General features: G+C 43.4%; 8 protein-coding genes, 7 tRNA genes and 3 rRNA genes. All 18 read left to right on the top strand.

From position 1 onward, the window contains the following. Positions 1-10 precede the first annotated feature (10 nt). The 18 genes from NST98_RS11180 (at position 11) to tnpC (ending at position 12,837) form a co-directional block, all read left to right on the top strand. Positions 11-355, top strand: coding sequence for an STAS domain-containing protein (locus NST98_RS11180; protein WP_016838303.1), 345 nt, complete (start codon positions 11-13; stop codon positions 353-355). Continuing rightward, the gene (gene rsbW, locus NST98_RS11175) at positions 342-815 is read left to right on the top strand and encodes an anti-sigma B factor RsbW (protein ID WP_096549789.1); all 474 of its coding nucleotides are present in this window, start codon (positions 342-344) and stop codon (positions 813-815) included. The genes NST98_RS11180 and rsbW overlap by 14 nt, the downstream gene beginning before the upstream one ends. Then, positions 790-1,572 carry an RNA polymerase sigma factor SigB gene (sigB, locus tag NST98_RS11170; RefSeq protein ID WP_340715131.1) on the top strand — a complete coding sequence of 261 codons (783 nt, stop codon included), beginning with the start codon at positions 790-792 and terminating at the stop codon, positions 1,570-1,572. Before rsbW ends, sigB begins: the two co-directional genes overlap by 26 nt. Positions 1,573-1,759: 187 nt before the next feature. Further along, positions 1,760-3,949 carry a Tex family protein gene (locus tag NST98_RS11165; protein ID WP_340715130.1) on the top strand — a complete coding sequence of 730 codons (2,190 nt, stop codon included), beginning with the start codon at positions 1,760-1,762 and terminating at the stop codon, positions 3,947-3,949. 156 nt (positions 3,950-4,105) lie between these two features. Further along, the gene (locus tag NST98_RS11160; RefSeq protein ID WP_340715728.1) at positions 4,106-4,561 is read left to right on the top strand and encodes a SprT family protein; all 456 of its coding nucleotides are present in this window, start codon (positions 4,106-4,108) and stop codon (positions 4,559-4,561) included. A 195-nt stretch (positions 4,562-4,756) separates the two neighbouring features. Further along, a tRNA-Asn gene (locus NST98_RS11155) sits at positions 4,757-4,831 on the top strand. Position 4,832: 1 nt separating this feature from the next. Then, a tRNA-Glu gene (locus NST98_RS11150) sits at positions 4,833-4,904 on the top strand. Positions 4,905-4,913: 9 nt separating this feature from the next. Beyond that, positions 4,914-4,989, top strand: a tRNA-Asp gene (locus NST98_RS11145). Positions 4,990-4,993: 4 nt separating this feature from the next. Beyond that, positions 4,994-5,068 (top strand) — tRNA-Gln (locus NST98_RS11140). Between the two features lie 9 nt (positions 5,069-5,077). Next, positions 5,078-5,149: transfer RNA gene (locus tag NST98_RS11135), tRNA-Lys, on the top strand. Positions 5,150-5,216: 67 nt separating this feature from the next. Continuing rightward, positions 5,217-5,302 (top strand) — tRNA-Leu (locus NST98_RS11130). Between the two features lie 39 nt (positions 5,303-5,341). After that, positions 5,342-5,415, top strand: a tRNA-Gly gene (locus NST98_RS11125). A 132-nt stretch (positions 5,416-5,547) separates the two neighbouring features. Then, positions 5,548-7,100, top strand: a 16S ribosomal RNA gene (locus NST98_RS11120). Positions 7,101-7,403: 303 nt separating this feature from the next. After that, positions 7,404-10,330: ribosomal RNA gene (locus NST98_RS11115) — 23S ribosomal RNA — on the top strand. 69 nt (positions 10,331-10,399) lie between these two features. Then, positions 10,400-10,515 (top strand): 5S ribosomal RNA (rrf, locus tag NST98_RS11110). The 16S, 23S and 5S rRNA genes sit together here with 7 tRNA genes alongside, the layout of an rRNA operon. Before the next feature lie 158 nt (positions 10,516-10,673). Next, complete coding sequence (locus NST98_RS11105) at positions 10,674-10,871, top strand: hypothetical protein (protein ID WP_096550383.1); 198 nt, start codon at positions 10,674-10,676, stop codon at positions 10,869-10,871. Further along, positions 10,861-11,214, top strand: a complete 354-nt coding sequence (tnpB, locus tag NST98_RS11100; protein WP_222837117.1) for an IS66 family insertion sequence element accessory protein TnpB — start codon at positions 10,861-10,863, stop codon at positions 11,212-11,214. The genes NST98_RS11105 and tnpB overlap by 11 nt, the downstream gene beginning before the upstream one ends. A gap of 48 nt (positions 11,215-11,262) precedes the next feature. Further along, entirely contained in the window at positions 11,263-12,837 is a 1,575-nt protein-coding gene (gene tnpC / locus NST98_RS11095) for an IS66 family transposase (protein ID WP_445684030.1), read from the top strand. The last annotated feature ends 1,299 nt before the right edge of the window (positions 12,838-14,136 follow it).

The raw sequence follows: 14,136 nt of genomic DNA, 5'->3' as shown, positions 1-14,136 counted from the left end.
GGTGTCCTGGATGAATGTCAATGTACAATTTCGGGAAGAAGGGAATCGTATATATGGGGTAATAGAAGGAGAAATCGACACTTACACTGCTCCAATGTTAAGGGAGGAACTAGAGGTAATCACAATCAATAAAAGTTCGATTATTGAATTAGACCTATCAAAAGTTACCTATATGGATAGTACGGGATTGGGAGTTTTTGTTGCATTTTATAAAAAAGTATTAAAAGAAAATGCCGAATTAAAGTTAGTACGCCTATCTAGTCGCTTAGCTAGATTGTTTGAAATCACTGGGCTGAGTGAATTAATGGATATTGAAACTGATAAAAAGGTGGAACCAGCTAATGAGTGCATTTGATTATGTAGAAATACGAATTCCTGCAAAGCCACAATATGTAAGTGTTATTAGGCTTTCGATATCTGGTTTAGCAACTCGAGTAGGCTTTTTTTATGATGAAATTGAAGATATGAAAATTGCAGTCAGTGAAGCGGTTACAAATGTAGTGCAACACGCCTATTATGGTATGGATGAAGGAGAAATCGTCATCGGCTGTGCACTGTACAATAATAAAATGGAAATTATGGTTTCAGATTATGGAAATGGATTTAATTTCGAAGAGATTAAGTCAAAAATTGGACCATATCGAGAAGACGAAAATATTAGAAGTTTACGAGAAGGCGGACTAGGTCTTTATTTAATGGAAACTTTAATGGACGAGGTGAGAGTGAACAATGAAGGTGGAGTTACTGTTTTCATGACGAAATATGTCGCAAGAGAGCAGGTGAAAGAAAATGTCCACAAAATCCCAATCACTTAGGCTCGAAGAAGAAGTTGTTTCTTTCATTCTCCAATATCAACAAACAGGAGATGAAGAACTTCTGACAAGTATTGTGCTTCATTATGAGAATTTAGTTGAATCCATTGCTAAAAAATATTCCTATGGAAAATCGCTCTATGATGATGTGTTTCAAGTTGGGATGTTGGGATTGTTGGGTGCAATTAAACGTTATGATCCCTCTCTTGGCAAAAATTTTGAAGTTTTTGCTATTCCGACAATCATTGGCGAAATTAAACGTTTTTTGCGTGATAAAACTTGGGATGTTCATGTTCCACGCCGTATAAAAGAGTTAGGACCGAAGATAAAATCAGCCGTGGAATTGTTAACAGTGAAATTACAGCACTCTCCTACCATTCCAGAAATCGCGGATTACTTAGATGTTGAAGTGGAAGAAGTATTGGAAGCAATGGAAATCGGAAAAAATTATCAAGCGTTATCGATTGATCATTCGATTGAATCAGATACGGATGGAAGTACCGTTACTTTATTAGATATGCTAGGAAAAGAGGATGATCGTTTCGAGCTTACAAATAAAAGAATTGTATTTTCTGAAGTAATAGATATCTTATCAGAACGGGAAAAGCAAATTCTTCAGCTTACCTTTTTAGATCAATTAAGTCAAAAAGAAGCTGGTGAAATGCTAGGGATTTCTCAAATGCATGTTTCTCGTATACAGAGAAAAGCCCTTGAAAAACTGAAGAGCGCTATTACGACTAATAGCAGTGTTTCAATTTAATAGAACAGAAAATGTGGACAAGCCTGCTCAATCTACTGGAGTGGGCTATTTTTATATAAGTTTATTACTTACTATTACAAATACATCAATTGGTCATTTAAATAAGTATAATGATAAAATAACTCTGTCTAAATAATTTTTAGGCGATTGAATTGGAAAGGTTCTAAGGTAGAAAGGCAGTGGAAAAATGGACGAAAAGCAAATGTTTCAATTGATTGCAAACGACTCAGAAGTTAAACCATCTCAAGTGGAAGCGGTCATTAAATTATTAGAAGACGGGAATACAGTGCCATTCATCGCACGTTATCGTAAAGAAGCAACTGGCTCCCTTGATGAAGTGAAAATTAAATTGATTGAAGAACGCTATCATTATATACAACAACTAGAGCAAAGAAAAGAAGAGGTTATCCGGCTAATCGATGAGCAAGGAAAATTAACAGAAGAATTAGCCGCTGAAATTCGAGCAGCAACGATTTTGCAACGAGTGGAAGATTTATACCGCCCATATAAACAGAAACGTCGAACAAAAGCTACTGTTGCCAAAGAGCGAGGTTTAGAACCGTTAGCTGAAGAATTAATGAAATTTGGAAACGATCCAGTAGAGAAGTTAGCCAGCCCATTCATTAATGAAGAGAAAGAAGTATTCACGGTAGAAGATGCGATAAATGGTGCTAAAGATATTTTAGCTGAACGTTTTTCTGATGATGCAAAAATTCGTGATTTATTAAGAAAACTAACGTGGAGAGAAGGGCTCATTACTACTTCGGTAAAAGATGAGAATAAAGATGAAAAGAAAGTATTTGAAATGTATTATGAATACGAAGAACCTGTAAAATCTATTGTTCCTCACCGAACACTAGCCATCAACCGGGGCGAAAAAGAAGAAGTGCTAAAAGTATCCATCCATGTCCCATTAGAGAAGGCTCTTTTCATCATGGAAAAAGAATGGATTCCGTTCAAATCGAACTCACCTTCAATAACACCGGTGAAAGAAGCAATTGAAGATAGTTACAAACGCCTGATTCAACCTTCAATTGAAAGAGAAATTCGAAACGAATTAACTGAAAAGGCAGAAATTCAAGCAATTCATATTTTCTCAGAAAATTTAAGAAGCTTACTTTTACAACCGCCAATGCGCGGCATTATGGTTCTTGGAATAGACCCTGCATATCGAACGGGTTGCAAATTAGCGGTTGTTGACGAAACCGGAAAAATGTTAGAAGTTTCAGCCATTTACCCACATCCGCCACTTTCGAAAACAGAAGAATCGAAAAAGATAATCAAAGCGTTATTGAATAAATATCCAATTGATATTATTGCAATTGGTAATGGTACGGCATCTAGAGAAACTGAACAATTTATTGCGGATGTTCTAAAAGAAGTGGAACGAAAAGTATCTTATGTCATCGTTAATGAAGCAGGAGCATCCGTATATTCTGCTTCTGAAATTGCTAGGGAAGAATTTCCTGACTTACAAGTAGAACAACGAAGTGCTGTTTCAATCGCAAGACGCCTACAAGATCCATTATCAGAACTCGTAAAAATTGATCCTAAAGCAGTAGGTGTTGGTCAATACCAACATGATGTATCCCAAAAGAAATTAGCAGAATCGTTAACGTTTATTGTAGAGACGGCCGTGAACCAAGTAGGGGTTGATGTAAATACTGCTTCAAGTTCGTTATTGCAATATGTTTCAGGCCTTTCTAAAACTGTAGCGGAAAATATTGTAAAAATGAGAAGTGAAAATGGAAAGTTTACATCACGCACTCAATTGAAAAAAGTTCCTCGACTAGGCGCCAAAACTTATGAACAAGCAATCGGATTCCTGCGGATACCAGATGCAGAAAATCCATTCGATGCAACGGGTATTCACCCAGAAAGCTATTCAATAGCGGAAAGAATACTTGAAATGTGTGGACTAACTCAACAATATATTGGTACTGAAAAATGTGAAAAGACGCTAAGCGAAGTGAACTTGGTAGAACTAAGCGAGAAATTAGGTGTTGGTGAAATCACAATTAAAGATATTGTAGATAGTTTAATGAAGCCGATGAGAGATCCTCGCGATGAGTTCCCGCAACCGTTGTTAAAAACCGATGTTTTAAAAATGGAAGATTTACAAGTGGGAATGGAATTACAAGGTACTGTTCGAAATGTTGTAGACTTTGGAGCTTTTGTTGATATCGGGGTTAAACAAGATGGACTTGTGCACATTTCAAAATTGAAAAAAAGAAGAGTGAAACATCCGCTTGATGTCGTTTCATTAGGTGATATTGTAACGGTTTGGGTGGAAAAAGTAGAAATTGAAAAAGGTAGAATTTCTTTAACGATGATTCCACCGGAAAAAGAAAATGTTGCTAACGAAATGGAAAAGTGAAAACTTAATAATAGTTGTCATGTTTTAAATGATAAATTATCAGTTCTATTATATTAGAAGTGCTAAGGGTGTCTAAACAACCAGACACCTCTTTTATTATTATGATAAACTTGTGTTGAAAAGGGATAAAATATTGTAATGAAGAACGGTGGGAAAATGACTGATCAAGAGTTACAACAACTAGTGGAACAATTGTCTTTAGAGTATTTCGGTCGACAGTTTATACATAAAGCTTATTTTAATCCTAGGTTAAGAACAACAGGAGGACGATACTTGCTTAAAAGTCACAATATTGAAATCAATAAAAAGTCATATGAGCTTTTTGGGATTGATGAATTACGGGGGATTATACTTCACGAACTTTGCCATTATCATTTACATATTCAAGGGAAAGGATATAAGCATCGCGATAAAGATTTTCGAGATTTATTAACTAAAGTTGGAGCACCTAGATATTGTTCTAGAATCGAAGAAAACTTTAGAAAACATAATAAGATGATTCATTTATATGAATGCTTATCTTGTAAACAACAATATCCTAGAAAGCGAAGAATAAATGTTAGCAAATATCGTTGTGGTAAATGTTACGGCTTATTAAAAAAATTAATATAACTATGAAAAAATATCTTTACATTATTAATGATTTATGTTAGATTATTAAAGTCGCTAAATTACTTAGTTAGACCGATGAATCCTCGAAAGTTACACATATTCATGAAAATAAAAAAATGAAAAAAAGTGTTGACTTTTCGACTGACCGTCTTTATAATAATAAAAGTCGGTAGGATGACTCGACAAAATAATTATTCCGAAGTAGCTCAGTGGTAGAGCAATCGGCTGTTAACCGATTGGTCGTAGGTTCGAATCCTACCTTCGGAGCCATGGCCCCTTGGTCAAGTGGTTAAGACACCGCCCTTTCACGGCGGTAACACGGGTTCGAATCCCGTAGGGGTCATTATAATTAGGTCCCGTGGTGTAGCGGTTAACATGCCTGCCTGTCACGCAGGAGATCGCCGGTTCGATCCCGGTCGGGACCGCCATTATTGGGGTATAGCCAAGTGGTAAGGCAACGGATTTTGATTCCGTCATGCCCAGGTTCGAATCCTGGTACCCCAGCCATTCCCTTATGAGCCATTAGCTCAGTGGTAGAGCATCTGACTTTTAATCAGAGGGTCGAAGGTTCGAGTCCTTCATGGCTCACTTCTTTTATTACAAACGCTTGACAAATCAAATCGAAAGTGTATAATTAATAAAGCCACCGATAAATGCGGTCGTGGCGGAATGGCAGACGCGCTAGGTTGAGGGCCTAGTGGGGGCAACCCCGTGGAGGTTCAAGTCCTCTCGGCCGCACCAAGTGCTAATGCGAGATCTATAACAACTTTTAATAATAACGCGGGTGTAGTTTAATGGTAAAACCTCAGCCTTCCAAGCTGATGTCGTGGGTTCGATTCCCATCACCCGCTCCAATTTTATGTATTAAATAAGAATGAACCTTGAAAACTGAACAATAAAACGTTAATGTAACAAATTATCTAGTTGTTAACCCTCGTTAACAAACTAGATTCGGACATTCAATTTTTGAGCAAATCAAATTTTCTTTTATGGAGAGTTTGATCCTGGCTCAGGACGAACGCTGGCGGCGTGCCTAATACATGCAAGTCGAGCGAACCAATTGAAAGCCTAGCTTTCATGAGGTTAGCGGCGGACGGGTGAGTAACACGTGGGTAACCTGCCCTATAGACTGGGATAACTCGCGGAAACGCGTGCTAATACCGGATAACACATCAGAGTGCATGCTTTGGTGTTGAAAGATGGTTCTGCTATCACTATAGGATGGGCCCGCGGCGCATTAGCTTGTTGGTGGGGTAACGGCCTACCAAGGCGACGATGCGTAGCCGACCTGAGAGGGTGATCGGCCACACTGGGACTGAGACACGGCCCAGACTCCTACGGGAGGCAGCAGTAGGGAATCTTCCACAATGGGCGAAAGCCTGATGGAGCAACGCCGCGTGAGCGAAGAAGGTCTTCGGATCGTAAAGCTCTGTTGTAAGGGAAGAACAAGTGCAGTAGTAACTGGCTGCACCTTGACGGTACCTTACTAGAAAGCCACGGCTAACTACGTGCCAGCAGCCGCGGTAATACGTAGGTGGCAAGCGTTGTCCGGAATTATTGGGCGTAAAGCGCGCGCAGGCGGTTTCTTAAGTCTGATGTGAAAGCCCCCGGCTTAACCGGGGAGGGTCATTGGAAACTGGGAGACTTGAGTGCAGGAGAGGGAAGCGGAATTCCATGTGTAGCGGTGAAATGCGTAGAGATATGGAGGAACACCAGTGGCGAAGGCGGCTTCCTGGCCTGTAACTGACGCTGAGGCGCGAAAGCGTGGGGAGCAAACAGGATTAGATACCCTGGTAGTCCACGCCGTAAACGATGAGTGCTAAGTGTTAGGGGGTTTCCACCCCTTAGTGCTGCAGCTAACGCATTAAGCACTCCGCCTGGGGAGTACGGTCGCAAGACTGAAACTCAAAGGAATTGACGGGGGCCCGCACAAGCGGTGGAGCATGTGGTTTAATTCGAAGCAACGCGAAGAACCTTACCAGGTCTTGACATCCCGCTGACCGCTATGGAGACATAGCCTTCCCTTCGGGGACAGCGGTGACAGGTGGTGCATGGTTGTCGTCAGCTCGTGTCGTGAGATGTTGGGTTAAGTCCCGCAACGAGCGCAACCCTTGTCCTTAGTTGCCATCATTCAGTTGGGCACTCTAAGGAGACTGCCGTACAAATACGGAGGAAGGTGGGGATGACGTCAAATCATCATGCCCCTTATGACCTGGGCTACACACGTGCTACAATGGACGGTACAAACGGTCGCGAAGTCGCGAGACGGAGCCAATCCGAAAAAACCGTTCTCAGTTCGGATTGCAGGCTGCAACTCGCCTGCATGAAGCCGGAATCGCTAGTAATCGCGGATCAGCATGCCGCGGTGAATACGTTCCCGGGCCTTGTACACACCGCCCGTCACACCACGAGAGTCTGTAACACCCGAAGTCGGTGAGGTAACCCTTTCGGGAGCCAGCCGCCGAAGGTGGGACAGATGATTGGGGTGAAGTCGTAACAAGGTAGCCGTATCGGAAGGTGCGGCTGGATCACCTCCTTTCTAAGGATATTTACGGAAGCATTAGCGTTTTGTGTTCAGTTTTGAAGGTTTATGACCTTCAAAGTTATAGTGTTGTTCTTTGAAAACTGGATAAACGACATTGAAAGCAAGCAATTTACTGTAAAGCGCAAACAACTAGGCTAACACGACGCAAATGCGACGTGGATTAAAGCCGTAAGGGTTGCGAGACGCAAGCAAGACAAGGAAATGAGCGAGTGAGAACCGGAGTGTACTACATGTGTACATGAGGATTCGAACGAGCGAAATTGACGAAGTATTGCGCAGCGTATCGAAAACCGTAAAGGTTAAGTTGTTAAGGGCGCACGGTGGATGCCTTGGCACTAGGAGCCGATGAAGGACGGGACTAACACCGATATGCTTCGGGGAGCTGTAAGTAAGCTTTGATCCGGAGATTTCCGAATGGGGGAACCCACTGTTCGTAATGGAACAGTATCTTAACGTGAATCCATAGCGTTAAGAAGGCACACCCAGGGAACTGAAACATCTAAGTACCTGGAGGAGAAGAAAGAAAAATCGATTCCCTGAGTAGCGGCGAGCGAAACGGGAACAGCCCAAACCAAGAGGCTTGCCTCTTGGGGTTGTAGGACACTCTATACGGAGTTACAAAAGGATGGATTAGATGAACCGTTCTGGAAAGGACGGCCAGAGAAGGTAAAAGCCCTGTAGTCGAAAATCCATCCTCTCCTGAGTGGATCCTGAGTACGGCGGAACACGTGAAATTCCGTCGGAATCCGGGAGGACCATCTCCCAAGGCTAAATACTCCCTAGTGACCGATAGTGAACCAGTACCGTGAGGGAAAGGTGAAAAGCACCCCGGGAGGGGAGTGAAAGAGAACCTGAAACCGTGTGCCTACAAGTAGTCAGAGCCCGTTAACGGGTGATGGCGTGCCTTTTGTAGAATGAACCGGCGAGTTACGATTACGTGCAAGGTTAAGCAGAAAATGCGGAGCCGCAGCGAAAGCGAGTCTGAATAGGGCGTTTTGAGTACGTGGTCGTAGACCCGAAACCAGGTGATCTACCCATGTCCAGGGTGAAGGTGAGGTAACACTCACTGGAGGCCCGAACCCACGCACGTTGAAAAGTGCGGGGATGAGGTGTGGGTAGCGGAGAAATTCCAATCGAACTTGGAGATAGCTGGTTCTCTCCGAAATAGCTTTAGGGCTAGCCTCGTGTGAAGAATACTGGAGGTAGAGCACTGTTTGGACTAGGGGCCCACCTCGGGTTACCGAATTCAGACAAACTCCGAATGCCAGCTATTTATACACGGGAGTCAGACTACGAGTGATAAGATCCGTGGTCAAAAGGGAAACAGCCCAGACCACCAGCTAAGGTCCCAAAGTAATCGTTAAGTGGAAAAGGATGTGGCGTTGCTTAGACAACCAGGATGTTGGCTTAGAAGCAGCCATCATTTAAAGAGTGCGTAATAGCTCACTGGTCGAGTGACGCTGCGCCGAAAATGTAACGGGGCTAAACGATTCACCGAAGCTGTGGATTCGTGCGTTGCACGAGTGGTAGGAGAGCGTTCTAAGTGCGTCGAAGTCAGACCGGAAGGACTGGTGGAGCGCTTAGAAGTGAGAATGCCGGTATGAGTAGCGAAAGATGGGTGAGAATCCCATCCACCGAATGACTAAGGTTTCCTGAGGAAGGCTCGTCCGCTCAGGGTTAGTCGGGACCTAAGTCGAGGCCGAAAGGCGTAGACGATGGACAACAGGTTGATATTCCTGTACCACCTCCCCGCCGTTTGAGTGATGGGGGGACGCAGGAGGATAGGGAATGCACGCCGTTGGTCGAGCGTGTCCAAGCAGCAAGGCGTGGAAGTAGGCAAATCCGCTTCCTAATACGCTGAGCTGTGATGGGGAGCGCGTTACGCGCGAAGTTCCTGATTTCACACTGCCAAGAAAAGCCTCTAGCGAGGCGGGAGGTGCCCGTACCGCAAACCGACACAGGTAGTCGAGGAGAGAATCCTAAGGTGAGCGAGAGAACTCTCGTTAAGGAACTCGGCAAAATGACCCCGTAACTTCGGGAGAAGGGGTGCTCATTGGGGTGCAAGCCCTGATGAGCCGCAGTGAATAGGCCCAGGCGACTGTTTAGCAAAAACACAGGTCTCTGCAAAACCGTAAGGTGAAGTATAGGGGCTGACGCCTGCCCGGTGCTGGAAGGTTAAGAGGAGGAGTTAGCGCAAGCGAAGCTCCGAATTGAAGCCCCAGTAAACGGCGGCCGTAACTATAACGGTCCTAAGGTAGCGAAATTCCTTGTCGGGTAAGTTCCGACCCGCACGAAAGGCGTAACGATCTGGGCACTGTCTCAACGAGAGACTCGGTGAAATTATAGTACCTGTGAAGATGCAGGTTACCCGCGACAGGACGGAAAGACCCCGTGGAGCTTTACTGTAACCTGATATTGAATTTCGGTGCAACTTGTACAGGATAGGTAGGAGCCGTAGAAGGGGGAGCGCCAGCTTCCCTGGAGGCGCCCTTGGGATACTACCCTGGTTGTACTGAAATTCTAACCCGCAAGCCTGATCGGCTTGGGAGACAGTGTCAGGTGGACAGTTTGACTGGGGCGGTCGCCTCCTAAAAGGTAACGGAGGCGCCCAAAGGTTCCCTCAGAATGGTTGGAAATCATTCGCAGAGTGTAAAGGCATAAGGGAGCTTGACTGCGAGACCTACAAGTCGAGCAGGGTCGAAAGACGGGCTTAGTGATCCGGTGGTTCCGCATGGAAGGGCCATCGCTCAACGGATAAAAGCTACCCCGGGGATAACAGGCTTATCTCCCCCAAGAGTCCACATCGACGGGGAGGTTTGGCACCTCGATGTCGGCTCATCGCATCCTGGGGCTGTAGTCGGTCCCAAGGGTTGGGCTGTTCGCCCATTAAAGCGGTACGCGAGCTGGGTTCAGAACGTCGTGAGACAGTTCGGTCCCTATCCGTCGTGGGCGTAGGAAATTTGAGAGGAGCTGTCCTTAGTACGAGAGGACCGGGATGGACACACCGCTGGTGTACCAGTTGTCTTGCCAAAGGCACCGCTGGGTAGCTATGTGTGGACGGGATAAGTGCTGAAAGCATCTAAGCATGAAGCCCCCCTCAAGATGAGATTTCCCATTGCATAAGCAAGTAAGATCCCTCAAAGACGATGAGGTAGATAGGTCCGAGGTGGAAGCACGGTGACGTGTGGAGCTGACGGATACTAATCGATCGAGGACTTAACCAATCATTTTCAATGTCGTTATCCAGTTTTGAGAGAACACCCTCTCTGTAATTACATACATAATCAAATGAGTCTAGTGACGATGGCGAAGAGGTCACACCCGTTCCCATACCGAACACGGAAGTTAAGCTCTTTAGCGCCGATGGTAGTAAGGGGCTTCCCCTTGTGAGAGTAGGACGTTGCTAGGCTCAAAAAGCTATTACTGACGGAAGGTCGGTAGTGGCTTTTTTTATGCCCCTTACTACCAAGGACTGAAAGTCCGTAAGCCCGAATTCAAACGACGCATATCAATCGATCGTACCTCCCTGTAAGATAGAGTTATCGATTACAGAGGAGGTGTTTTTGTTTGGCAGTTGAAAAATTAAATATCGTCCCTGTCAATTTGGAATCCGATTCTGATTCAACTTCACCCTCAACGAGTCGTGGTCCTCTCAAACCTGTATGCGTTATTCAAGCAACAAATTTTAAAATCTCCTTTTACCCCGGTGTAAAACCTCACATCATTCAAACGGTCATCAAGGAGTTGAATAGCAGTGATTCATGATTTTACTAAGTGTAAAAATATCTATATCATTTGTGGTCGTACGGATATGAGAAAAGGAATTGATGGTCTTGCCACCTTAATTCAGGATTCTTTCGAACTGGATCCATATAGCAACGCCATTTTCTTATTTTGTGGACGGAAGAAAGACCGCTATAAATGTTTGTATTTTGATGGAGATGGCTTCGCCATGTTATACAAACGAATCGATAACGGCAAACTCCAATGGCCCAGAAATGAAAATGAGGTTCGAAATTTGACTCAACAGGAGCTTCGATGGTTACTCGAAGGGCTCTCGATTCAACAACCTAAAGCCATCCAAAAATCGAAAAAAGGTGTCTTCTAAATACCGATTCATGATATAATCAACTCTATATAGAATCAGTACGGAAAAGTGGTGGATGTTGTGAACAATGATTCATACGAAAAGTTAATTCAGTCATTAGAAGAGCAACTAGCTCATGCCAATCAAAAAAATGATGAATTGTTGAAACAAATTGAATTATTGTCACAACAAGTTCGTTATTTAACTAAACGGCTTTATGGCTCAAAATCTGAAAAATCAAAGTATCAAGCTCCAGACGGACAGTATTCTTTGTTTGATGACGACTCTTTTTTTAATGAACCTGAGCACACAGGAGAAAAAAGCACGGACACTGTGACATACACAGTTGTTCGTAAACGACATAACAAGAAAAAACGAAATGATTCTTTTATGGATGGTTTAGAAATTGAAGAAATTCATCATCATCCAGAAAACTTACAATGCGAGTGTTGTCAATCACCTATGACAGAGATTGGCAGCACGATTGTACGAGAAGAAGCAAAATTCATACCAGCTACTATGAAGCGTGTTCAGCATATTGAACACGCTTATGAGTGCAGGTCTTGTAAAAAAGATTCGAATAAAGACTCACAAATCAAACGTGGAAAAGCACCGCAACCTGCCATTCTGCGAAGTATCGCAGGACCAACGGTCTTAGCAAAACTCATCTATGATAAATTTATTCTTTATTTACCCTTATATAGGCAGGTAAAGGAATGGCATCGTTATGGTTTACTAACCAATGATAAGAACCTATCCAACTGGGTGATTCGCACGGCAGAAGATTGGCTTCTTCCATTATATAATCGAATGAAAGAAACCCTCATGAAAAAATCAATTCTTCATGTCGATGAAACCTATGCCCAAGTATTGAACCGCTCAGATGGAAAGCCAGCTCAATCTAAAGCTTACAACTGGGTGTTCCGTAGCGTAGGATCTCAAGGTCCAGCAATTGTTCTGTTCCATAGTGCTTTATCCCGAAGTCGGGAAATTTTGACTGACTTTATGAAAGGCTTTAAAGGGACGATTATCTGCGATGGATATTCTGCATACCATGATGTGCCAAATATTCATTTTGCCAACTGCTGGGCTCATGTTCGTCGATACTGGTTAAAAGCCGAAAGTAAAAATGGACGGATTGGTGTCGATTATTGTGATCGACTTTACCGCCTAGAACGGAAATTTAAGAAACTTCGGCCGAGCGAACGGAGAAAAGCTAGACAAAAAGAGTCCAAACCTATCGTTGAGGCATTTTTCAAATGGATTGACGAATCTCCTTTCTATGGGAAGAATGCCCTTGCCAAAGCTGCGGAATATACATTGAAGCACGCCGAAGGTTTAAAAGCTTTTCTGTATGATGGACGCATTGAAATGGACAACAACCCAGCTGAAAATGCGATTCGGCCGAATGTCATTGGACGAAAAAACTGGCTGTTTTCCGTGAGTGAATCGGGAGCCGATGCAAACGCCATCTGTTTAAGCTTGGCTGAAACGGCAAAAGCTAATGGAATTGATTTTTATCAATACTTAGTGAAAGTATTGTCGGAACTCCCAAGTTTACCAATCCATCAACAGCCAGAAATATTAGATCGCTATTTGCCATGGTCGAAAACAATTTGTGAATCATGTGCAATGGCAAAATAGCCCTTAATCCGAAAAAATATTGGATTGAAGGGCTATTCGTCGTGCGTACCAGAGGGTGCGCATTTTTTTATTTATCTCACATATTTCGGGCTTACGAAAGTCCGATCGGTGCGATAGAGGAGCGGCATTTAAAACGAAAGCAAAACAATTATTTGGAGAAGACGAGAAGCACGGAGACCAAGAAGTTCAAGGAAGCGAGGCAGCCCGGAGCGGAGCGTACTGTGTACGTGAGCACCGGACTGCCGAAGGTGACGCAGAAATTCGCCGGTCAACGTGCTTCGGAGTTAGCGCCGATGGTAGAAAGGGGTCCCCCTTGTGAGAGTAGGACGTTGCTAGGCTCAAAAAGCTATTACTGACGGAAGGTCGGTAGTGGCTTTTTTTTATGCCCCTTACTACCAAGGACTGAAAGTCCAATCGGTGCGATAGAGGAGCGGCATTTAAAACGAAAGCAAAACAATTATTTGGAGAAGACGAGAAGCACGGAGACCAAGAAGTTCAAGGAAGCGAGGCAGCCCGGAGCGGAGCGTACTGTGTACGTGAGCACCGGACTGCCGAAGGTGACGCAGAAATTCGCCGGTCAACGTGCTTCGGAGTTAGCGCCGATGGTAGAAAGGGTCCCCCTTGTGAGAGTAGGACGTTGTTTTTTAATATGACACTGTAAATTGCAAATTTTACAAGTGAAAACCCAACGGTTTAAAAAAACAATAAATAGTTAATATTTACAGCATTTAATTGAAAATAACAACAAGGACAAAAAGTCCACTCGAGTTCGATAAACCGCAGTACATCTAAAGAAACACTACAAAAGAAAAAGCATATATAACATTTAATTTCAATAAAAAGAGAAGATACAGTGTACGTGAGCACCGGACTGCCGAAGCTGACACAGAAATTCGCCGGTCAACGTGCTTCGGAGTTAGTGCCGATGGTAGAAAGGGGTCCCCTTGCGAGAGTAGGACATTGCTTTTCCATAATATCACGCAAAGTGGTGCTTATTTCACAAGTGAAAATCTAACGGTTTAAAAGTTGAAATCAAATGTGACGATGAATTTGAACCATAATTTGTAATACATTACAGTAGCTTTTTTGTAAAGCCCCCTCTATTTTATTGCTAGAAATTGTTATTGCAAGCCGCATATTTTACACATATAAATAAAAATACACTCCACCTAATCTGATTCGAAACAAACGGTCATGACATCATCGAATCAACACCATGTCATAAAAGCAAGTAAAGAATAAATATATTAGTAATATCCCTTTTTGAGGTGGAAAAATGAGACGGTTAAGAAGAAATAT

The organism is Ureibacillus sp. FSL W8-0352 (assembly GCF_038004345.1).
GTDB lineage: Bacteria > Bacillota > Bacilli > Bacillales_A > Planococcaceae > Ureibacillus > Ureibacillus thermosphaericus.
Note: the sequence above shows the minus strand (reverse complement) of the source record. Positions and strands in the feature narration are given on the sequence as shown.